Genomic DNA, 22,153 nt, shown 5'->3' with positions numbered 1-22,153 from the left:
TGAAAATAAGGAAGATATCTCCATGATAAAGATACTGTATGTCGACGACGAACCGGTGTTGCTCGATGCATGCAGACGGTTTCTCGAACGTACCGGGCTGTTCCTTGTTGAGACTGCACTGAGCGGGGAGGAAGCCCTGCAAAAAGTGCGTACAGGGGCCTATGATGCCATCATTTCGGATTACCAGATGGCTGATATCGACGGGCTCGCTCTGTTAAAAATTATCCGTGATAAGATTCCGGATCTGCCATTTTTAATCTTCACGGGCAAAGGGCGCGAGGAGGTGGCAGTAGAGGCATTCGAGCACGGTGTAGATTTTTATGTCCAGAAGGGCGGGGACCCGAAGACCCAGTTTGCCGAACTGGCCCATAAAGTGCAAAAAGCGGTTGAGAGCCATACGATCAAACGGGAACTCTCCGCGACTGAAGAAAAGTTCCAGAATTTTGTCCGGAATTTTGAGGGAATCGCTTTTCAGATGAAAACGGATGGGACTTGCCTGTTTCTCGAGGGTAAAATACCGGATATTATCGGGTATACCCATGAAGATATTCTTTCTGGAGCAATTCCCGTCATTTCCATCATTCATCCTGATGATGAAACTGAGTTCCAGAAAGAGGTAAAACAACTCGGTATTGTTCCGGGATTCATTATTGATTCCCTTATCCGGATTGTCAGGAAAGACCGTGGCATCCGCTGGCTCCATGCTATCATCCACAATATCTGCGATAATACCGGGACCATCCTCTATATCCAGGGTGCATTGTATGATATCACCGAGCTTAAGACTGCGCAGGACGAAATTGCAAAAACCGAAGCGAAATGGCGCTCCATTCTCACAAAAGCACCCGCCACCATATCCGTTCTGGACAGGAAAGGGAACGTGTTGTTCCTCAATAAATCGCATCCTCCCAAAAAAGTGTCTGATATGGTCGGCACCACCGCTCACGAATTTCTTGCGCCCGATCAGGAACAGGTCCTGCAATCGGTACTTGACAGGGCTTTCAGTCTAGGTGAGGTTGTGCGGTTTGAGTCTTCCGTGAAACTCGGGGACACGGTCACAGAGTTGCTGTCCCACCAGGTCAGCCGGATTTTGTGGGACGGGGAACCCGCCGCTCTCGTTGTTTCAATGGTCACCACCGAACGAAAGTGGCTGGAGCAGAACCTCCGGGAGAGTGAAGAGATCTATCGTGCTATTGTAAGCGCCTCCGGAGATGGTATTGCCATTCTCGATAAATCAGGGCTCATCACCTTCGGATCTCCGAAGATATACGATATTTTTGATATTCCTCGGGAGAAGATGATGACCGGGGTTTCTGCCCTGAACTTTGTGGACCCGGCCTTCCGCCGGATGGCAACGCAGAGAATTACCAAGAATTTTTCCGGGGATTCCGGACCAGAAACATATGAATACCTGCTGAGGAAGGATGACGGGACCCCGTTCTGGGGTGAACTGATAGCTAGTCCACTGCTTGATGACGCTGGAAACGTTACCGGCCTGCTCGTACTCATCCGGGATATCACAAAACGGAAGAACTACGAGAAAGCAATAGCCGACAGCGAAAAAAAATACCGTACAATCATCGAGAACATGCAGGATATGTTCTACCGGACAGACCTCGACGGGAACATCCTGATGATAAGCCCGCACGGCGCAAAACTTGCCGGTTATGATTCGCCAGACGAGATGATTGGCCTGAATACAGCCCGGGATATTTATATGGACCCTGATGAAAGAGAACGCTTCGTCGCATTGCTTGAAGAGAAAGGATCCGTAACGAATTATATTACCACTCTTAAAACGAAGAATGGGAGACCTGTTGTAGTCTCGGCAAGCAGCCAGTTTTGCTTTGACGATTCGGGAAAAATCGTGGGTGTGGAGGGAATTCTTCATGACATCACCGACCTCAAGAGAACGGAGGACCGGCTCAGGGAGAGCGAGAGCAGGTTCAGGGCGATCTTTGAATCTGCAGAAGATGCAATTTTCATCAAGGATGCACAGAGCAGGTACACACTCGTCAACCCCACCATGGAGCATCTCTTTTCAAAAACTGCAGACCAGCTGCTGAACATGACAGATACGGATCTCTTCGGTCCCGGTATTGCGCCCGAACTCCGCGTTGAAGACCAGCGCGTCCTGCGGGGCGAGGTCATCCGGCAGGTGAACACCCTCCCAATCAACGGGGAGAAGCGGAAATTCCATATTGTGAAGGTCCCGATACTCGATGATAGTGGCATTATCACCGGTATCTGCGGGATCTCCCGTGAAATCAACGGGACCAGAGTATCCGAGTGAGAAAAACTCCGGAGAATCGTCCCCACAATCCTGCAGCTCTGCATGCAGGAAAACCCGGTTATTTTTTCTGCTGGATCCGGACGAGCGGGGAACACCGACTGAAAAACCCGGCAATAAACGAAGTGAATTCCGGGCTCCAGCAGTTCCTTCCCTCCGATACTTCCCAGTTGTTCTCCAGGGACTGGCGCACGTGGCGCCCGAGGCTCAACTGGAGAAGGGAGGGGGATACGAGCAGGTCCTTGGCTTTCGTGTATTCCCTGGGGATTTCGGTCTCATACCTTCCCTGCACAATATAGGGGCCTGGCAGAGCCGAGGTGATATGCTTTGACCGGAATTTTTCCGCATTGATGCGGTTCCAGACCGGTGGACCGATATGGGCACGGATGAGAGGCAACTGTGAGACCATCAGTTCGAAGAGCAGCATGCACTTCTCCTGCTGCATGGCAAAATGGGCATGGTGCACGCAGAACCCGTTACGTTCGAGATGTTCGTGGATCGTAACCATACTGCGTTTCAGCTGCGGAACAACAACTTCCTCGATGTAGGGTGGTGTTTCAAACGTGATCGCGTAAAGATGCGTCCCACGCTGTTCTAGCAGGGCTTCAAGCTCTCCGGCCGAGATCATCTGTTCATCCGGGATCGTAAAAAACAGGTCGGAGGGGGACTCAAGATACCCCCGGGCGAGCTCCACGAATTCAACCATCCGGTCAAGTGATACGGCAGCTGCCACGTTCCGTCTCGGGTCGACCGGATCAATCACGACAAGAGGTTCGCCAAACTCCTTAGCACCATGCTTTTCGAGATCTATGATCATATGTGGCCGCCATTCCGCGGCAGCTTCGAGGAGTTGCGTGAAGCCGCCGTACTGGAGTACCAGCAGCTCGCAGAGATAGCCGGAGAACCCCTCGGTCATCTGGTCAGAACCGTAGATCCCGCCGGCTTTGGTGAACTGCTTGAGCAGCAGCACGTCATCGATCAGGCCGTTGATCTTCTCAGTGATATACCGGGTATGAAACGGCGTGCGGTCGACAGCACTCTGGATCTTCGTGGCGCTGTCCACAGCGTAACAGGGCACAAGGTCAACATCCTCGTTGTCGATTGAGGCGCTGATGTACGGGTGCTCGGCATACTTCTCATGGAACCGGTCGGTGAAAGAGGCCGCGATGCTCCTCGCGAGGGTGAGACCTTCCGTCTCGAGCTGCTCACGCGAAAGACCTGGGTCAAAGAGCAGGAAGACGTCGAGGTCCCGGTCACCCCGTACCCACGTATCGCGTGCTACCGAACCCACAACCATTCCCTTCGCTTTCCCGCTCCGTTCGATGGCGGCCAGGAGTTGCTGTGCAAGATCGCGCACATGCTCGCGTTCCTTGCAGGTCGGGCGCAGAGATGCCAGGACTGCTTCTTCGTGGGGAAGCCGTTTCACCATATAACCTCCAGCAGGTCTTCGTAGACAGGCCCCCGGGGGGTGAGCGTGCTCTTCTTGAGTTTCATGCCACTGATGGTGCAGCTGCCATAGGTAGTATCGTATATACAACGGATCTCTGATACCAGGGAGGGGTCTGGCGATTTCACCCGCGCCACGGTTGCATGGGGGGTATACCTGCGGGTTTCACGTTCAAAGCCGAACGGGGCGAGGGCGTCCTCGATCTGCCTGAGGAACTCCCCGCCATGTCCGGCATCATCGATAACGCACCAGACCGTCCGGGGCTGCCTTGGGTTGTTCAGTTCCACCCGCCCTGCATTGACCGAGAAAGTATGGAAGTTAATCTTCTTCAGGGCGTCCATGACTGCAGGAAGGATCTTTTCATCGACTTCTCCTAGGAATTTTACCGTGATATGGATGTTCTTCGGCTCTACGAAGGTGAGGCGGGCGGAACACCCGCGGAGCTGCTCCTGTGCACGTTCAAGCCGTTCCCTGATCCCGCCGGAAAGTTCCAGCGCGACAAACACCCTGACCATTATGGTACTATTATTTCATTCCTCTACAAATGGTAATCGCTCCACGGGCAGCCAGCCATGGATGCACAAACCATGATTTTTTTATTCACGTACTTCCAAATGGATAGACAACAGAGTAAAGGGTGTTTTTGTGCCGAAAAATCCGCAACTCATTGTCTATACGCTGGAACATTGTCCGAACTGCGAACTTCTGAAGGGTTTTCTGAAAAAGAGCGGGTGCCCGTTCACGGAGCGCGATCTCTCGACCGCCGAATCACTGACCGAACTCCGGATAAACGGGGTCTTTGTCAACGAGGCCCCTGTACTCCAGAAGAGTTCGGACTTCTACACTTCCGCTGACATTTTTCCAGCGGGCAAGCTGGACGGAGACCATATATCCAGGCTGATATCAGGTGAATAATGGCACGCCGGGAGACCAAGCAGCTGACCTTCGACGGACTTGCCGTCCCGGCCCTCCCGTTCGTCAGGACCACAGACGGACACATTATCGAATGGAACCGCGATCGCATCGTCCGCCAGATCGTTGAAGAGACCAGGCTCGTCGAGACTTTCTACGGCTACGAAGGGGCGACGGAAGAAGTTGCGCAGGAAATTGCGCTCGATGTGGAGACCAGAATAAAGAACATGGGCCTGAAGTCACTTTCCGGCCCGCTTATCCGGGAGATTGTAAACATCACTCTTCTCGAGAAAGGGATGATCCAGTACCGCAACGTCTCGACTCGGGTCGGTACCCCGGTCTATGACGCGCACCAAATCGATGTGGGCAGGGGATTCGAAGCCCACGATAACGCCAACCTGCAGGAGAATGCCGAGACGTCCCACAAGAAAAAGGCGGACAAGATCTCAAAAGAGCAGTACCTTCTCCAGCTCCCTCCGGACCTTGCCGACCACCACCTCTCCGGCGAGATGCACATCCACGACCTGGAATATTTCGGCACCCGCCCGTTCTGCCAGGACTGGGACCTGAGGTATTTCTTCTATTACGGGCTGATGCCGGACGGAAACGGGACCAAGGCATCGGTTGCAGGCCCAGCCAAACGTGCGGAAGTCGCCATCCTCCACGCGGTCAAGGCCCTCGGCTCCGCCCAGACCAATTTTGCCGGCGGACAGGGGTATTACAACTTCCTGACGTTTCTTGCACCTTACGTCGAAGGAATGGCCTACGACGAGATCAAGCAGATGGTGCAGATGTTCGTCTACGAGATGACACAGATGATGGTGGCCCGGGGCGGCCAGCTCGTCTTCTCCTCGATCCAGCTCTCTCCCGGTGTCCCATCGCTCTGGCAGGACAAACCCTGCGTGTACAAGGGAAAGGTCTGGGACGGGAAATCTGCGCCGAAACGGACCTATGGGGAATTCGAGCGGGAGGTGAGACTCCTTTTCAAGGCGATCATGGAAGTGATGCTAGAAGGGGACTACTGGGGCAAGCCGTTCAACTTCCCCAAGCCTGAGATCTCCATCGAGCCGGATTTCATGACAGAACGAGAAGAGTTCAACAGGAATAACCCTGACCTCCCGACCTATCAGGAACTTTACCTGATGACCTTTGAACTTGCGTCCAAGTTTGGCACTCCCTATTATGACAACCAGCTCCCTGCGTACCGGGGGGCGGGTAAAGGCATCTCCTGCTACCAGTGCTGTGCCTACCAGTTTTCGGCCGTGGCAGACGAGGATTCCGATTTCGACAGGAAACTGGTCTTTGAGGACGGGCGGCACTTTTCCATGGGGTCGTGGCAGGTGGTCTCGGTAAACTGCCCGCGGGCAGCGTATAATGCCGATGGCGATGATGCACGTCTCTTTGCCGAACTGAAAAAACTGATGGATGTGGCTGTCGAGATCTTCAAGATCAAGCGCCGCTGGATGGAGCTGATCCGGGCCAACAGCCGGATGCCGTTTGCCATGCAGCGCCCAAAGGACCCGAACACTGCCGAACGCGGGGCGATTGCAGTCGACCTTGAAGGACTAGTCTACACTATCGGTGTCGTCGGTGTTAACGAGATGGTACAGCACCATACCGGCAAACAGCTCCACGAATCCAAAGAGGCGTTCAGACTTGCGATCCGCGCGATGACCGAGATGGAGATCTATGGCCGTGAACTGTCGAGGAAGAACAACATGACCATCGCCCTTGCGCGGACTCCGGCCGAGACTACCGGGCAGCGGTTTGCCGTCGCAGACCTTCTCGACCGCCGCTACCATGAGTTTGCAAAGAAGGTGATCAAAGGTGACCTCCAGGAGGGACTTGAGAGGCTCGGCACGAGCCGTGACCTCCCGATCTATTATACGAACGGTACCCATGTCGCACCCGGTGCGGATGTCCCGCTCACCAAGCGGATGGAGATTGAGCATGTATTCTTCCCAATCGTGGACGGCGGCAATATCTTCCATATCTGGCTCGGCGAGGCCCGTCCCGATCCCCGCGGCCTTATGGACATGGCAATGAAGCTCTGCCGGACTACCCAGATCGGGTACTTTGCCTTCACCCGGGACATCACCATCTCGCTCCGGCAGTTCCACGAGATGAAACCTGGGAAAAAATCCATCAACCAGTGGACCCCGTCGGATCTTCCGGCCAGAGCATAATTTTTCCTGTCCCGGGTCTTCTGCCGGGTCCGGGCATTGATCTCTGTAACCTCTGCCCGGAACCATACATACTTAACCCGGAAAAAGTGGTAGTGAAATGGACCGGGCAGCAGGAGACTCGCGTACCTCCTTGCATGATAGCGGAGGAAGGTTTTGAGGGAACGTTTTTGGATTTTTTGGCGCTGTAGAAATCCTGTTTTCCAATAAATTAACTTATAATTCGGAAAGTGGTGTCCCCCCCCCCAAGAGCGTCTATAACGAATACTGATAATTTCTACAAAACCGATTTTTTACCCGTTTTATAAAAAAAATCAGACCTTTTTCGCTTTTTTTAAGGAAATATCCATTACACCGCGATGAAGACGGTAATAGCTGTGGATCCGGTCAATGGGATGGTCAAGCATTATTGTTGTGGTGCGATCATCGACACAGATACGCACGCAGTTAATATCGATATCGGCAACCGGGATGTTCCGGGGATCCGCAGGCATCGTGGCAGTAATGAAAACCTGATCTTCAGACTCCATCACTTCGTACGGGATTTCCCCGTCATCTTCCGGCGCGCCGGCCCGGTAAATCTCAGGATCTCCTCCGGACGGGTGCCGGGTAATGATTGTGTATCCAACGATACGCGCGTGCTGGCTTTCCGGCATGTTTCTGACAATGTCCTCGACAATTTTTGCAAGGTTGCTGAACACATCATCATAGGGACCGTTCGGGTTATTCTGCATGAACACCTCGGAGTATATATTGTTCCTTCTCCCTTTTCACAATCCCCTGATGCTCGAATCGTTTGAGTATATCCGTAAGGGGGTCACTGGGAATGCCGGTGACATCCTTCAGCTCCGCAAGGGTCAGGGAGTCGTGCGAGAGCGCTATGATTACAGTAATCTCTCGTTCGCTCCTGAATAAATCCTTATGGTTGAGGGCAATGTCACTGATCTTTATCTCGATATCATGGTTGATCTGTTCGAGGTTCGCAAGGATCTTATCGTGTGCCTTGATCATGCGCCCGAGCATGGCGACAGAGTTTTTCAGTCTCTCGTTCTTTTCGTCGTCCTCGCTTGAGACTGCGGAAACGATACGCACTTCTTTGAGGCTGACGTCGATGAGGATGTCATTTGCCAGGTAATAGTATTTCCGGCGGCGTTCATCGATCTGGAAGGAGAGAATGGCTTCACGCTCCATCATCTGGAGATGGTCGATCACCGCTTTTGGCGAGAGCATGAGGGTATCGGATATCTCCGTAACAAAACAGGGCTTCTGCCGAAGCAGTTCAATGATCCGCCTCCGGTTGCGATTCCCAAGAATGTCGAGAAGGCGGGCAACCTCGCCAGTTTCGTTCATCTTTACGTAATGTTAGTATGAAAATATTTAGGGTTTGTTCTCATTGGTTCTGATGCGTTGTCTGGACTTGGAACGATTTTGGATAAGGTGTTGCATGGCGGGACTTTTTAGATAGTTTGTAAATCCGAAAGTAACATGAATAAGGGGCGACATTTCAATTTAATGGATTTAAATTTAATTGAAAACTTTGCTGCGGCGATAGGCACAATAGCTATGGCAATAGGAACGTTGGCACTAGCGTACTTCTCATATAAAAATATAAGACAATCAAATAAACAACTTAAATTTCTAAAAGAAGAGCTCAATCTTTTTCTCTTACAACAACAACCAGACATTCAGATTTCCCAATGTTCATTCGAAGGAAACAAACTAAATTTGCGTTTACATAATTCCGGTAACGGTTGTGCATATGATATTGCTATTTTATCTTCATTCAGCGTAGTAAAACCGTTATATCCTCAAAGATCATTATGGGGGTTGAGAGAACACTTGATCTCTCCTGAAATATCTGAATTAAGAGTACCCCAACTAATAGAAGCGATCAGGAATAGAAGAAATCTGCTTTTCAATATACTATCTAAGCCGAAAGACAAGAATATTCTGAAGGTTGGAGAATTAATCATATTTCTAAGAAATGATGAATTTTCCAATTCTTTACCAGCAGGGTATAGTAGAAATTTCCAATGTGAGCCGATTTTTAATCTAAAAACAAAAAATACACTATGGAACAAGATTTCCCAAGATATGACTTATTTGAGTGAGGGAATTAAATTTAATGACCTTAGAACACTGTTACTAAAGAATAATATAAAAGAGATTTCCGTAATATTTCACTTATTCAGCAAGGATAAACTCCAAAACCCATTATCTCATGGAAGAATATGTGATTTCGTTATTATCCTATTAGACGACGAGAATCTGGAAGTTGCTTATAAAAGAGGCAGACGGGGTCCATACCCAATAGATAGAACCGAGATCAAAACCATACTTAATTGGTTAGATCCCCACGATTATTTATATGGAAAATATATAGGATTTGACGACGTTGAAAAGGAGGATTCTGTTGCGTGGGGAGGACTTATCAGATTGAAATAAAAACTTATTTTTCTGTTGCCGACAGCCCGATCATCGTTTCCCATCGGTTCCCCATCAGATTGATTGGAATATTTGCCATCTCAGCGGGTGTCAATCCACCAATGCCCTGATGAGGTCGGATGTAGTTGTAATACGTCTGCATCCCCGCCGCGAATTCCGTTGCACTGAGGGGATTTGTACCGGGAAAATCATTTAATGAACCGGAACCTTCCCGGAGGAACGAGAATCTCAAACCGTTCACCCTTTCCCGGTTCTCCGGTTTCGGTTATTTTGATACCGGTGAAACTGAGAAGCTCCCGGATCAGGAAGAGGTCATGGGAAATACCCGTAGTATATCCCGGATCGAAAATCTTCTCTTTTTCTTCCGCGGGGGACCCGTTGCTCTCATCCTGATACACCAGGCTGAGGGCATCGTCGTCCATTTCTGCAGAGAGGCGGATCTTTGCATGGCGTGTGCCTCCCCGCTTCAGGGAATGTTCCAGGAGGTTGTAAAAGACACGGGGGAGGAGAGGGTCTGCAAAAATCTCGATATTTTCCATATCTGCAGAGATATCCAGGTTATTTCCAGGAAGCAGTTCTGCCATCTCGTAAAACGTCCGGGAGACTGATTGCCATTTCGGAGAGATGAGGCCGACTTCCTGGAGTGCCCGCATGAACGCGATCTGGTTCCGGATGGTCTCAATCGATCCTATAGTCTTGTCGAAGAGCTGCTGCACCTCATCATGCGTGTTCTTGAGCTGGGCACGCTCCAGCTGGTTCACGATTACAGAAAGGTTCTCCAGGATATCGTGGCGGGTGATGCTGAAGAGAAGGTCCATCTTGAGGTTGATATTCCCCGGGCTGATGTCTTCCGATATCCCCAGTATGTACTGGGGTGCCCCTCCAGAATCAAAGACCGGAACAATGATGGTCCGGATAATCCGCCCGCGCATGTATTTACGGGATACAATCTGTTTCTGTCCATCTTTCCCGCTTACCAAGACCCGTCGGTCTTCATCCTCAATAGCGGAAACAACCTCTGCCGGAAACAGGTCGCGGTCGGTTTTTCCAATTGCCTGCGCTGCTGCAACATGGAACAGCTCCTCACTAGTCTTGTTCCAGTAAATATATCTCCCGGTGTCAGCTCGTTTGATGAAAACCGCAATCGGAAGATTGTCAATCATCTCATTCTGGAACTTCTCGCCGTCCTTGAAGTTCCTGATCGCACCCTTGAGCGAGTCCACCATCATATTGATGCTCTGCTCGAGGACAATGAACTCACGGATCTGCGGGGTCCCGATCCGGTGTTCAAGGTCCCCGCAGGCAATTTTGTTTGCATCCTCGGCAATTCCGGCAATCGGTCGTGTCAGGCGCCGGGACACGAGGAACGCAAGGGCACAACCGAGGGCGATTGCAGCAACCGCAAAAAGAACGTGGAAGACCAAAAGACGGTCAAGGGCGTCCTGTATCAGTCCTGTATCATAGGAGATCTCGACGATCCTGCTTGGATCGGATCCGTACTTCGCGTTCTCAAGGTCGATGAACAAATAGTGGGTTGTCCGTGAATGTTCCGGGTCCGGAACGACCAGGTCCTGGCGGGACTGGATAACCTGCTGGAGGTATCCTTCAACCTGATCATCCGGCAGGCTGTTGTTGTCTACGCTACGCCCCATGGTATTGAAAATCTGGTATTGTTCGGCATAAGGATCTGATAATATGATGCCCGCGATATTATTGTGGTCGTCCAGTTCCGTATTCATCTGGTCGAACGAGGGGCTGGCGAGTCCCAGTTCGAGCACGTAGCGATGGTCCGCTGTCGGCATATAGGCATATTTCCTGAACTGGCCGGACCCGAGGAATTCGTGTACTACGCGGTCCGGAAAGAAACCCTCGGACAACCGGATTGTTGTCAGATATTTATAAAAATACGGGACCTGCCTAAAATCCTGGCCAAGTTCCGGTGCATAGGTCGTCTCGACAATGACCCCGGATTCATTGATTACGTAAATATCGAAACCCTCGCCAAGCTTGGTCTTGATCAAATCGAGGTCCATCCGGGCAGGATTACGGCCGACGCGCTCGTATTCATTATTCACTTCGTTGAGCCCGGCAAGCATCCGGTCATTCATGCTGTTGTCGAGAATATTCGCCGCGGTATCTGTAAGGCGCATCGCCTCTTCGACATTTTTCTCCGTCTGGACCTGCATATACGCGGATTCCTGATCGAACGTGTTTTTCGCATAAAAGTAGTAATTCGCCGTAAGGAGGCCGACAATAAAGACTACCAGAACGACCATGAAGACCAGCAGGTACATTGAGAACGACTGGCCTTTTTTTTCAGGAACTTCCTTCGGGCTCATGATATTCTTCCTGGGAGGTCCGCCCCCCATAGCAGAGCCACTCGTCCACAACCGGCACAGCCATGTCCGGTCCTGGGAAAATACCGAATACGAGTCATGCATTCAGGCCGGCCATGACGGGAAATTACGACGACCATTCAGCTCCTGCATCAGCGAGAAGCTGGAATATGATGTCGTAATTTTCATCCTTCTCGGTCCGGTAGCGGTGGACCGCCCAGACGAGACTTGAATCTCCGGAGGACTTGTACGGGGTGACTTTTTTTGCATGGACATTTGCCCCTTTGCGCAGGAGGAGATCGACCATCTCGACCTGCCCGTTCCATACCGCGGCCATAAGAGGAGTCTCACCGTCGTTGAGTTTCACATCGATATCGGCACCCTGCTCAAGCAGGAACTCGACAATCGTCGTATGGCCATTGATGGCTGCTGCGTACAGCGGGGTTATCCCCCGGGGGGATTTTTCCTGGACACCGGCACCGTGCTCGGCAAGGTTCCTGACAATATTGAGGTTGCCGATCCGTGCCGCGTGGGTGAGGACCGATATCCCTTTGTTGTCCCTGATCCCGAGGTCAGCCCGATTCTCGATCAGGAGATTCACGCACAGCTCTTTCTGGGGTTCGAACTGCGGTTTCAGCCTCGCTATCATAGGAGACGTCATGAAATCGGCCAGGGTCACCGAGGACCCGACGAGCCTCAGGTGGATGAGGCTCTCTATCAGTTCCCCGACAGTAGAGATAACCGCATACATCAGCGCCGTTTTTCCTTCGGTGTCCCGGAGGTCAATCGCAGTATTCTGTTCGAGAAGGATTTGGATGATCTGGTAATTCGCCATGCTCGCGGCAGCCATCAGCGCTGTCGTACCGAACATGTTGAACTCGTTTGGGTTGGCACCGGAAGAGAGGAGCATGTTGATGATCCGGACTGGATTGTAATCCGGGTGGTAGCGGGAATATTTGTACATGATCTCGATGAGCTTTTTGTAGAACTCGTGGTCAAGGTTGTCAAAAAAGATCGACGGGTTGGTGGAAGCCACGAGGAGGGGTGTCCAGCCTTCCTCGGTCTTGTGGGAAACACTTGCCTTATAAGACAGGAGCGCACGGACAGCTTCAAAATTGTTCTGCAGGCAGGCAAAGGTGAGCGGGCTGTACCCGTTCGCAGTAGTGACATTGGCATCAGCCCCTGATTCCAGGAGGACCCGGGCGATCCGGGGATCGTCACACATCATGGATTTGATCAGGGGGGTCTCACCATGGGGTCCGCGGTAATTGAGGTCTGCCCCCTGCGCAACGACGGCCCTCACCGAATTCAGATCGTTCTTTTCCACAGCTTCCATCAGCTGCATGTCCGGTGTGCGGGAAAGCATCGGTCACATCCCCGATATCTCATATTTTTCGAGTACCTTTGATAGAATTTCAGGCATTAAATACTAGATCTTTTGGTCTTTTATAACGTGAAAAATAATTTATATCTGATAAAAAGAGAGAGATATTCCTGATCGTATTATTTCAGTGCTTCGGAAATTACCTCTTTTACCTTTTCGTCCTGTTCAATCTCCATGGCATCACTGAGGGCACCGGTCGCCCGGTCCCCCCCGATTGCATCGAGCGCCCGCACCGCCATTATGCGGACGTACCGGTTTTCATCCTTCAGCAGGATGATCATCGGTTCAATTGCATCGGAATCCCCCAGTTCGCGGAGTCCTTTTGCGGCCATGTACCTGACATGTTCCCGGTTGTCCTTCAGCCCCTGGATCAGCGGCTTGACGGCTTTTTCATCCGCGATCCTTCCCAGCGCTTCCGCAGCCCGGTAGCGTGTCTCCCACCTGGGCTCTTTCATGGCGGCAGCGAGGGGTTCGATCGCTGCCTTCCCGATTGCAGACAGCGCAAGCGTCGCCTGTTCGCGCACGGATTTGTCAAAGTCGGCAAGCGCCTCGATAAGGGGCTGAATGGCCCGCGGGTTGCGCGCCTTCCCCAGAAGGTACGCGGCATACAGTCTTACCTCCGGGTCGGTGTTGTCCCGTAAGGTCCTGACCAGGCCATCGATCCCCATCTTCTCGAGCTCATCCCCGCCTTCCGGTTTTTCAGGTGCATTTTTTTCTGTCATAGTATCTCCATCAAGTATCACCGTTTTCTTATATAAGCGCGATCCAGCGGAAGGGGTGCCCGGATATGAGCGTTTGGGATCAAAAAGGTATTCATGAAAAGCTTCTTCAAACAGGTGGAGTCAGGTAATCCGGTGATCCCTCAGCTACCGGCCTGCAGCCATGCGGATGGAAAACGGGAAATACCCGATTACTTCAAATTTATTCGCAGTCTACGCTTTGTTTTTATATTTCTCCGGCCATGGTCAGTATATGAATTACAAAGTGATCGCATTCCTCATAGTCTGCATCGCGGTGATTGCAGCTGCAGGGTGCCTGGGACTCCCGTCCGGAAATTTTGTCAAGTCGTCCTCTTCACAGGAAGTTGTGACCGTCTCCCCGGATTCTGCCGGGAGTGGTCTTTCAGAAGAGAGGATTGTCTGGTCCGGCAGCACCGGTGCCCCTGCTGTTCCGATGCCTGCATCGGTTCCGACCCCATCCCGGTCCAATACCGGTTCTGGCAGTACTGACACGAAAATTATCAGGACCGCTTACCTGTCAGTCGAAGTGAAGGACGTCCCGGCTGCTGTGGATTCACTCACAGCCATAGCGACAGCCGAGGGCGGCTATCTCTCTTCTTCGAATGTCCAGAAGGATTCCAACAACCGCGTCTCCGGTACCGTTGTTCTCCGTGTTCCTGCGGCAGTATTCGATGCTGCTGTCTCCGGAGTGAAGGCGGTCGGCACCGTCAATTCAATCTCGACTCAGGGAGAGGATGTGACTGAAGAGTATGTCGACCTGCAGGCACAGAAGACATCGTACCAGAACCAGCTCGCCCAGTACAATGAGATCATGAAAAAGAGCGAGAAGGTCGAGGACATTATCAAAGTCCAGGAACAGATCGACCTGGTACAGACCGAACTGGACCGGCTGAACGGGAGGCTGAACTACCTCAACAACCGCATCGACATCTCTACTATCACGGTGAACCTTCAGGAACCCGAGCCAGTTGGCAGCCAGTCGGAACATGATTTTGTCTCCACCATCAATGAAGGGATCTCCGGCTTCCTCGGTATCGTCGACGCGATTATCGTTCTTTTCTTAACGCTGCTCCCACTTATCATTATCGGGGGCATCGGCTACGGCGTCTACCGCTGGTACAAGGGACGACAGGGCAGCGCTCCCATACGACGTGATGATAAAAAGGAATAAAACAGTTTTATTTTTTCTGCTGTTCTTCAAGCAGGACACGGATCTTTTTCAACTCGTTGATGATCAAGAGGTTGGTCGCCGTCGAACCTACCGCTGTCACATCATCCTGCCGGGCTGGAGATTTTTGGCCAGTGCCATCGCCAAGGGCACTGCACTGCCGGACCGCCGTACGGATGAGCTCGCGGAGTTCATCGGCATGCTCTATGGCCTCGATCCTGATCTCGGGCAATCCCTGTCCCGAATACCCGGCGGTCTGGATCGAGATGCTCGAAATCTTCAGCCATCGCATGACCGGCCCCTGCCTGAGATCGATATTTGTGATCCGGTTGTACGGCACAATACCGGTCGTGCGGAACCATACACCCCGTTTCCAGCGCATTTCGTCATCGTGGAGTTCATACCACATGCTGTCATAGTACAGGCGGGTCCAGAAAGCAAAAACAACAGTGATACCGAGAATTCCGGCAAGAACTGCGGCAAGGAGCAGATGATCAGGACCAGTTGCAACCAGGGCCGGGACGATCGCAACAGCGAGAATAAAGACCATAAAGAGGACAAAGTCGAGGATAAACCAGGATACAAGGGCCGGGGACGGCCTGAACGGTACATTGCGAGGGAACGGGTCGGATAGGGACATAGTAGATCAGATCTATATCAGAACAGGTTCAAAAAAGAGTATCGGGTAACCGGTCAGGATGTTTTCGTAATCGTTTGTGCCGCTGCAACCGTGGTCATGGCAGCAGTGATGCCGGCAGTTCCATTACCACTCTGGACCGCTCCCGTTATGGCGTCCGCTGAAAGGGTCACCGTACCATACCTTTTGCTGACGCTTCCCTGCATAAGCAGCTTGCCGTCCTTGTAGATCTCGACGGTAAAGACATGCGTTGTTGAACTGTCCAGCATCTGGAAACTGTCCCGGATACATCCGGTTGCATTCACTATCTCAAAGTACCTGTCGCCGGAGCTCTGCACGGTCCGCAGATCCGCCAGCATGCCGTAGGTCCCTTTGTACCCGCCAATATAGGTGACATGCACCTGAACTCCGGTCGGGGGGACGGGCTGCGTGGTGTCTCGGCAATAATAAGAATCGGGGCGCCCTCAACAGGGCTTGTTGTGGCGACAGCAGTAACCGTGGCGCTGGAAGATCATTCCGCCGCTCCCGGTCCTCCGGATGTCAGCATCGGGAGGAAGAATATGGCGTTCCCTGACCCGGTTCCCTCCTGCCTGGCGGGAGAAGGTCAGAATCATCTGCCGGGTCTCTCCGGGATTTGCCTCGATGGAGAGCGTGAGGGTCTGATCCCGGATTGCGTTCTCGCCGCTTTCAACCTTCCCTCAAACGGAATAGACTTGACAAAGATCCCCTGCGTCCTCATGAGGATTTTTCGCCACTGCGGAATTCTGGGTCGCCCATGATACCACGTTCTTCCTTCCATCGCTAGAGGGTGTATCCGTGCCTTGAAAAAGATATTTATCGAAAGAGAAGGGGATGCCCCTCTCGATCACCCGATTCTTTTGGTTATTCACCAAAAAGAGAGAATTCGTGACCTTTCATTTTGGGAATTCTATAGAGTCCGGCAGTGCGCCGTTTTGGGCAAGCACTTCCCTGAGCTGGACTGAAGCCTGCATCTGCGACTTGATCTCTGACGAGATGGTGATCCCGCATTCCTTTGAAGCGGGGTCATCGGGAATGCAATTGCAGAGGTCACCGGCAAGGCCCAGGTCGAACACGTACTTGATGATGTGGTTCTGGACAAACGTAAGTTCCGCCATCATCTTCAGGTTAGGGGTCCTTGTCCCGGCAAAGGTAAACCGGATCACATCTTCGAGAGGATGGGGGAACCCTTCCACCGACAATTTGATGAAGCATTCCACTTCAAAACGCTCGTTCTCGGTCCTTTTTACCGCAGAGTGCTCGATACTCATCATGAGGACACGGTCGGCAGGGATCAGGTGTATGTGATGATCCTTGTCGAGCATCGCTATACTGGTTACTGGCAAAATCTTTCACCCCTGCTTGATCTTCTGCTGCAGGGAATAAAGCGCTTGTGCTTGGATTTTTGGGAACGGTGCTCAGCCACCAACAATTTAAATTTCCCGTGCCCCGGTATACACTATGAGGCAAAGATTCCTCCTGTGTGCTGCGCTGATGATGCTGGTCCTCTTTTCTGTCGTTTCAACGGGGTGCACAACCACCCTGTTTGGGCCGGCGCCGCAGTATCACCAGCAGCCGGCAGCGACACCAGCGTTCGCGGTCCAGACTACTTCACCTGCCATCTCAGACCTTGCACTCACTCTCTCCGACTTTCCCGGGGATTATCTTCTCAGGGACCGTTCCGTTGTTGCGTATGAGCAGGTAGGACCAGTCTTCCGCGAACTTTCCTGGCAGCAGGGGTACGAAGTATCGTTCTACCGCATGAACCGGGCAAAAGGTGACAATACCCTCGTCCGCCAGTTGATCAGCATCTTTCCCGCGGATCGGGTCGATACAGTATACGAAGTAGAGAAGGAATCCATGCTTGCACAGCCGGATGGGACCATGCGCTATGAGGTGCCGTTTCCGACCACCGGTGACGAAAGTATCGCTTTCCGGGAGAACGACCTAAATGCGCCTGAAAGAAATGTCACGTATTCGCTCCTGTTTGCCAAAAATAACGTGTACGAAACGATCACCATGGGCGGGACTACAACCGACTATGAAACCCTCAAGGATCTCGCACTGAAAGCGGCCGGCAGGATACCGTGATGCCGGCCTACCGGAACGACGTTTTTAGTATTTGGGAAGGGATAGTAACTGAGAGGAACCATTCCGATGGTCTTCACCTGCCGGCAGTGCGGTTCGTGCTGCATGTACCTTGGCGATTATATCGTGATCGAGCGCCAGACCGGCCCCTTCACGTTCGAGTGCTGCTCGGTCTCGACAGATACCACGTTTACGGCAGAGGTCGACCCGGACAAGCGCCACCTCTTCCCGGATACGACGTTCCCGGAACGCCACCCGTCCGCCTGCCGGTTCCTCCGCCCGGACGGGGACCTGGTCCGCTGCACGATCCACCGGGACAGCCCGGCGCAGTGCAAATTCTACCGGTGTACGGTCATGCGGGTGACCGACCCCTCGGGCAAACCTGTCGGTACCGTGACCGGGACCCTCGCCCTTCATTCCGATAACCCGGCACTCAGGAAGGTATGGGAGGTGGTGGAACGGCTCCGTCCCGGCCCGGATGCTGATGCCGAGCGCTGGATCGCAGTGTTCCTGCAGGAGAGAGGCTACCGGGTGGACTGACCGGCGGGATTTTGAAAAATGGGCCTTGGAAAGGCGGGTCCTGTTCCCGCACTATATCCCAAGGTAGGCCTTCTGGATATGGTTCTCGTGTAAGAGTTCCTTTGCCCCGCCGGAGAGGACAATCCTCCCGTTCTCGAGAACATATCCCCGCTGGCACATGTCCAACGCGTTTCGCACGTTCTGCTCGAGAAGAAGGATGGTCATCCCTTCCCGCCCGAGCTGCTCCAGCGCCCTGAAGACCTGCCCGGTGATGAGCGGCGAGAGGCCGGTGGAGGGTTCGTCAAGGATCAGCAGCCGGGGCCCGGACATGAGTGCACGGCCGATGACCAGCATCTGCTGCTCTCCCCCGCTCAGGGTACCGGCCTTCTGCCGTTCCCGCTCCCTGAGGATGGGAAAGAGCCCGTATACCTTGCGCAGGAAAAGCTCTCTCCCGCTTTTTCCTGAAGCACCGAGGAGAAGGTTCTCGAGAACGGGCATTTTCGCGAAGATCTCCCGCTTCTCAGGTACGAGCGCTATTCCCTTATGAAAGATCTCGTATGGCGGAAGCCCGAGGATCTCTTCACCGAGAAACCGGACCGAGCCCGAGGCATTCCGGTTCAGCCCGGCAATTGTCTCCACGGTCGTTGTCTTGCCGGCACCGTTCGGGCCGATGAGCGTCACCATCTCCTTTTCTCCAACACGAAAGTCCATGTCCCAGACTACATGGAGGTTGCCATGAAAGACGTTGAGGCCCGATATTTCCAGCAACGCCACATCACCTCTCAGAAGATTTCCATATCGCCGAGGTAAGTATCAATGACCTGCCGGTTGTTCACCACTTCATAGGGTTTACCCTCGGCAATCTTCTCCCCGTGATCCAGCACGACAATCCGGTCGGATACCCCCATGATGACGCTCATGATGTGCTCTATGATCATGACGGAAGTCCCCTGGTCACGGATCTTTTTTATCAGGGCCACCGCTTCGCTGCTCTCCCGGGGGTTCAGCCCCGTGATGAGCTCATCCAGGAGGAGGAGGCGGGGTTTTGAGGCAAGCGCCCGGGCAAGCTGCACCCGTTTGAGTTCGATGACGTTCAGGTTCCGGTTTAGCGTATCAAATTTCTCCTCCGGCAGGCCCACGTACCCGAGAATCTTGGCCGCCTCGCCCGCTGCCTCTTTCATTCCCGGCGGATGGCTGTTGCCAAAGAGTACCCCGATCATGACGCACTCCCGGGCCGAGAGGTTCGGAAAAGATTCCGCGATCTGGAATGTCTTTGCGATTCCTTTCCTGCAGATCCGGTCTGCTTTGAGGCCGGTGATATCCTCGCTGCAGAATGTCACCCTGCCCGAGGTTGGCGGGGTGATACCGGAGATGATATTCAGGAGTGTCGTCTTACCGGCACCATTGGGGCCGACCAGCCCGACGATCTCGCCCTCCCCGACAGTCAGTTCCACACCGCTGACGGCGCAGAGCCCGCCTATCTGTTTTGTCACTCCCGTCAGGTTGAGCGTAGTACCACCCTGTGCTGATTATCGACATGCATTAGGTTGCCGGACATGATATTAATAGATGCAGGATTTACCCACGGGAGGTTCAGCCCCGTTCGGGGAGACGCCGGGAACGGGAGGCGCAGGATACAGATTCCGGATCAGGTAAAAAAGGCAATGATTATATTATTTGACCCCGGACGTTCACTTGCCGTGCTATGGCATAGCAGGGGAATATCCGTGAACCAGCACATGAAATATACAGTTCTTTTCATCGCATTCGTCGTGTTTGGTGCCCTCATTGCAGGCTGCACCCAGCAGGCTGCGCCACAGGCGCAGTCCCAGCAGAACGCGGTCAAAGTCGGAGTCATCGCGTCACTGACCGGCCCGGCCAGCAACGTGGGGACGAGTATGTGGCAGTCCGCGCAGGTCGCAGCTGCCGAGATCAACGCAAACGGCGGTATCAATATCAAGGGAACCAAAGTCCCGATCCAACTGGTAGTCGGCGACGACGAGTCAACCCAGCAGGGCGGCCAGACGGCAGCAAACCAGCTGATCACCGGTGATAAGGTTGACATCCTCGTCGGAGGGTACTCGAGCGCGGTCACCTCGTCGTACGAGCAGACCGTTGCCGAGTACAAGATCCCGTATATCGTGACCGGTGCTTCGAGCCCGATCATCACCCACCGGACCGACATCGACACCAGCTACATCTTCCACCACTGTCCCACCACCGACACCTACGGGCAGTACACTACGACGTTTATCGACCAGGTGGTCCGGCCAGCCGTCAACCAGAAGCTGAATGCCCCGGCCACGCGCCCGTTCCGCCTCGCTCTGATCTACCAGGATACCGCATTCGGCAAGGGTGTTCAGACAGCGGTGAACGCAACGATCACCAAGAACAAGTTGAACATCCTGCTCGTCTCCCAGCAGAGCTTCAAGATGGGAGAGAGCGACTTCCGGACGCCCCTGACCGCGATCAAGGCGGCAAATCCCGATGCAGTGTACATCGCTGCATTCCCGAACGAGGGCGCCCCGCTCATTACGCAGGCGCGGAGGGATATCGGGCTGAACACGATATTCCTGAATGTAGAGAACAATGACAATGCCCAGTTCTACAAGGACCTTGGCCAGTACGGCGAAGGGTCCATCATCGAGAGCCGTTTCTCACCCTACACCGCACCGGCCGGTGCGGTCGCCGATGCCCAGAACACCTTCAAGAACAGCTATACTGCGAAGTTCGGAACGTCCCCGGATATGATGGGCGCATCCACGTATGAGGGAGTTTACATAGCATCGAAGGCGATCGAGAACGCGGGCACGACCGACAAGGCCACCGTAAGGCAGGCCCTTGTCAACCTGAACATGCCCCAGATCATCGAGGCCATGAAAGACGGGAAGATCTCATTCTCGAGCGACTTCCGCGAGTCGCAGTTCGACCTGTGGATGGAGCAGTTGGCCTTCAATTCCACGATCGGCGAGTGCAGGCCGAACATCGTCTGGCCTGACAACCTGAAAGTGACAGGATTTACGCTCCCTGCCTGGTATTCCCCCGGCAGCGCGTAATCCATACCACACCTCTTTTTATTGCTGACTGACGGATTAGTGATCGGTATGGTTGACCTCGGGATTCTGCTCCAGATCCTATTCTGGGGGATATATGCAGGGTGCATCTACATCCTGCTCGCGACGGGACTGAACCTGATCTTCGGTGTCATGAAGATCGTCAATTTCGCGCACGGAGAGTTCCTCATGATCGGCGCATATATCACGGCAACCATCTTTTTCGCGACCGGGTTCAATCCCTACGCCATCATCGTCCTGTCCATGATTGCGCTCATGGCCATTGGTGCACTCGTGGAGCGGCTCTGCTTCCGTCCAATCCTTGGCACGAGCAAGCTCAACGAGATCTTCCTCTCCATCGGCCTGATCTACATCTTCCAGAACAGTGCCGCCATGATCTGGGGCGACCAGTGGCAGAGTATCCGGAGTCCGTACCAGGGGATAACTGTCCCGGTGGGGTCGCTCAACGTCCCCGTCGACTACCTCATCATCATGACGGTTACTGCCGTGATCCTCTGCCTGCTGTACCTGTTTTTAAGAAAGACGGAGACCGGCCGCCAGATGCGGGCCACCAGCCAGAACCGAAAAGGGGCGATGCTGGTCGGGATCAATGTCGAGCGGATGGACATCCTGAGCTTTTCCATCGGTTGCGCCCTTGCCGCAGCGGCAGGAACGCTCTGGGTGGTGAGCGGTCAGGTCTTTAACCCGTACATGGGCTCCATTCCCGCGGTCAAGGCGTTTGCCATCATCATCCTTGGCGGCCTGGGGAGCATCCCCGGCGCAATTGTTGGTGGCCTGCTCTATGGCATTGCAGAGAATGGCGCCGCGTATTTCCTTGGAGGGGTATGGAAGGATGCGATCTCCTTTATCATCCTGATTATCGTGCTGATCGTGAAACCGACAGGGCTTTTCGGAGAGTCCGGGGAATGACGG

At 53.3% G+C, this 22,153-nt stretch carries 22 protein-coding genes; 9 read left to right on the top strand and 13 right to left on the bottom strand.

Annotated elements, in window-relative coordinates; all coding sequences use genetic code 11:
• Positions 1 to 22 precede the first annotated feature (22 nt).
• The gene (locus ABSB80_RS12480; RefSeq protein WP_428370958.1) at positions 23 to 2,293 is read left to right on the top strand and encodes a PAS domain-containing protein; all 2,271 of its coding nucleotides are present in this window, start codon (positions 23 to 25) and stop codon (positions 2,291 to 2,293) included.
• A gap of 58 nt (positions 2,294 to 2,351) precedes the next feature.
• Here ABSB80_RS12480 and cca read toward each other — a convergent pair whose 3' ends face one another.
• Positions 2,352 to 3,719, bottom strand: coding sequence for a CCA tRNA nucleotidyltransferase (gene cca / locus ABSB80_RS12475; RefSeq protein ID WP_428370957.1), 1,368 nt, complete (start codon positions 3,717 to 3,719; stop codon positions 2,352 to 2,354).
• The gene (thpR, locus tag ABSB80_RS12470; protein WP_428370956.1) at positions 3,713 to 4,252 is read right to left on the bottom strand and encodes an RNA 2',3'-cyclic phosphodiesterase; all 540 of its coding nucleotides are present in this window, start codon (positions 4,250 to 4,252) and stop codon (positions 3,713 to 3,715) included. The genes cca and thpR overlap by 7 nt, the downstream gene beginning before the upstream one ends.
• A 130-nt stretch (positions 4,253 to 4,382) precedes the next feature.
• Here thpR and ABSB80_RS12465 point away from each other — a divergent pair, with 130 nt between their 5' ends.
• Positions 4,383 to 4,652 (top strand): glutaredoxin family protein, encoded by a 270-nt coding sequence (locus tag ABSB80_RS12465; protein ID WP_428370955.1) that lies wholly within the window; start codon positions 4,383 to 4,385, stop codon positions 4,650 to 4,652.
• Positions 4,652 to 6,835, top strand: coding sequence for an anaerobic ribonucleoside-triphosphate reductase (gene nrdD / locus ABSB80_RS12460; RefSeq protein WP_428370954.1), 2,184 nt, complete (start codon positions 4,652 to 4,654; stop codon positions 6,833 to 6,835). Before ABSB80_RS12465 ends, nrdD begins: the two co-directional genes overlap by 1 nt.
• Before the next feature lie 311 nt (positions 6,836 to 7,146).
• Here nrdD and ABSB80_RS12455 read toward each other — a convergent pair whose 3' ends face one another.
• Both ABSB80_RS12455 and ABSB80_RS12450 read right to left on the bottom strand, forming a co-directional pair.
• Positions 7,147 to 7,566, bottom strand: a complete 420-nt coding sequence (locus tag ABSB80_RS12455; protein WP_428370953.1) for a hypothetical protein — start codon at positions 7,564 to 7,566, stop codon at positions 7,147 to 7,149.
• The gene (locus ABSB80_RS12450) at positions 7,556 to 8,182 is read right to left on the bottom strand and encodes an ArsR/SmtB family transcription factor (RefSeq protein WP_428370952.1); all 627 of its coding nucleotides are present in this window, start codon (positions 8,180 to 8,182) and stop codon (positions 7,556 to 7,558) included. The genes ABSB80_RS12455 and ABSB80_RS12450 overlap by 11 nt, the downstream gene beginning before the upstream one ends.
• Before the next feature lie 135 nt (positions 8,183 to 8,317).
• Here ABSB80_RS12450 and ABSB80_RS12445 point away from each other — a divergent pair, with 135 nt between their 5' ends.
• The gene (locus ABSB80_RS12445; protein ID WP_428370951.1) at positions 8,318 to 9,277 is read left to right on the top strand and encodes a hypothetical protein; all 960 of its coding nucleotides are present in this window, start codon (positions 8,318 to 8,320) and stop codon (positions 9,275 to 9,277) included.
• 188 nt (positions 9,278 to 9,465) lie between these two features.
• Here the strand turns inward: ABSB80_RS12445 and ABSB80_RS12440 are convergent, their stop codons facing one another.
• The 3 genes from ABSB80_RS12440 to ABSB80_RS12430 form a co-directional block, all read right to left on the bottom strand.
• On the bottom strand, positions 9,466 to 11,616 hold the full coding sequence (locus tag ABSB80_RS12440; protein ID WP_428370950.1) for a PAS domain-containing protein: 2,151 nt from the start codon (positions 11,614 to 11,616) through the stop codon (positions 9,466 to 9,468).
• Positions 11,617 to 11,740: 124 nt separating this feature from the next.
• On the bottom strand, positions 11,741 to 12,979 hold the full coding sequence (locus ABSB80_RS12435) for an ankyrin repeat domain-containing protein (RefSeq protein ID WP_428370949.1): 1,239 nt from the start codon (positions 12,977 to 12,979) through the stop codon (positions 11,741 to 11,743).
• Between the two features lie 137 nt (positions 12,980 to 13,116).
• Positions 13,117 to 13,719 carry a HEAT repeat domain-containing protein gene (locus ABSB80_RS12430; protein WP_428370948.1) on the bottom strand — a complete coding sequence of 201 codons (603 nt, stop codon included), beginning with the start codon at positions 13,717 to 13,719 and terminating at the stop codon, positions 13,117 to 13,119.
• 250 nt (positions 13,720 to 13,969) lie between these two features.
• Between ABSB80_RS12430 and ABSB80_RS12425 the strand changes: the two genes are divergently transcribed.
• Positions 13,970 to 14,908: a DUF4349 domain-containing protein gene (locus tag ABSB80_RS12425; protein WP_428370947.1), complete on the top strand. Its 939-nt coding sequence runs from the start codon at positions 13,970 to 13,972 to the stop codon at positions 14,906 to 14,908.
• Positions 14,909 to 14,915: 7 nt separating this feature from the next.
• Here the strand turns inward: ABSB80_RS12425 and ABSB80_RS12420 are convergent, their stop codons facing one another.
• From ABSB80_RS12420 to ABSB80_RS12405, 4 genes are all read right to left on the bottom strand, one after another.
• The gene (locus ABSB80_RS12420; RefSeq protein ID WP_428370946.1) at positions 14,916 to 15,545 is read right to left on the bottom strand and encodes a PH domain-containing protein; all 630 of its coding nucleotides are present in this window, start codon (positions 15,543 to 15,545) and stop codon (positions 14,916 to 14,918) included.
• A gap of 53 nt (positions 15,546 to 15,598) precedes the next feature.
• Positions 15,599 to 15,943: a hypothetical protein gene (locus tag ABSB80_RS12415; protein WP_428370945.1), complete on the bottom strand. Its 345-nt coding sequence runs from the start codon at positions 15,941 to 15,943 to the stop codon at positions 15,599 to 15,601.
• 63 nt (positions 15,944 to 16,006) lie between these two features.
• Complete coding sequence (locus ABSB80_RS12410) at positions 16,007 to 16,156, bottom strand: hypothetical protein (RefSeq protein WP_428370944.1); 150 nt, start codon at positions 16,154 to 16,156, stop codon at positions 16,007 to 16,009.
• Between the two features lie 300 nt (positions 16,157 to 16,456).
• Entirely contained in the window at positions 16,457 to 16,906 is a 450-nt protein-coding gene (locus ABSB80_RS12405) for a hypothetical protein (RefSeq protein ID WP_428370943.1), read from the bottom strand.
• 115 nt (positions 16,907 to 17,021) lie between these two features.
• Between ABSB80_RS12405 and ABSB80_RS12400 the strand changes: the two genes are divergently transcribed.
• Together ABSB80_RS12400 and ABSB80_RS12395 are read left to right on the top strand one after the other, a co-directional pair.
• Positions 17,022 to 17,651: a hypothetical protein gene (locus ABSB80_RS12400; protein WP_428370942.1), complete on the top strand. Its 630-nt coding sequence runs from the start codon at positions 17,022 to 17,024 to the stop codon at positions 17,649 to 17,651.
• Between the two features lie 66 nt (positions 17,652 to 17,717).
• Positions 17,718 to 18,188 (top strand): hypothetical protein, encoded by a 471-nt coding sequence (locus ABSB80_RS12395; protein ID WP_428370941.1) that lies wholly within the window; start codon positions 17,718 to 17,720, stop codon positions 18,186 to 18,188.
• Between the two features lie 51 nt (positions 18,189 to 18,239).
• On the opposite strand, the gene ABSB80_RS12390 is transcribed toward ABSB80_RS12395, so the two are convergent.
• Positions 18,240 to 18,941, bottom strand: coding sequence for an ABC transporter ATP-binding protein (locus ABSB80_RS12390; protein ID WP_428370940.1), 702 nt, complete (start codon positions 18,939 to 18,941; stop codon positions 18,240 to 18,242).
• An 8-nt stretch (positions 18,942 to 18,949) separates the two neighbouring features.
• Positions 18,950 to 19,660, bottom strand: coding sequence for an ABC transporter ATP-binding protein (locus tag ABSB80_RS12385; protein WP_428370939.1), 711 nt, complete (start codon positions 19,658 to 19,660; stop codon positions 18,950 to 18,952).
• Positions 19,661 to 19,906: 246 nt separating this feature from the next.
• Between ABSB80_RS12385 and ABSB80_RS12380 the strand changes: the two genes are divergently transcribed.
• Entirely contained in the window at positions 19,907 to 21,223 is a 1,317-nt protein-coding gene (locus ABSB80_RS12380; RefSeq protein ID WP_428370938.1) for an ABC transporter substrate-binding protein, read from the top strand.
• Between the two features lie 48 nt (positions 21,224 to 21,271).
• A complete protein-coding gene (locus ABSB80_RS12375) occupies positions 21,272 to 22,150 on the top strand; it encodes a branched-chain amino acid ABC transporter permease (RefSeq protein ID WP_428370937.1) in 879 nt (292 codons plus the stop codon).
• Positions 22,151 to 22,153 lie beyond the last annotated feature (3 nt).

The sequence above is a fragment of the Methanoregula sp. genome (assembly GCF_050010295.1).
Lineage (GTDB): Archaea > Halobacteriota > Methanomicrobia > Methanomicrobiales > Methanospirillaceae > Methanoregula.
Note: the sequence above shows the minus strand (reverse complement) of the source record. Positions and strands in the feature narration are given on the sequence as shown.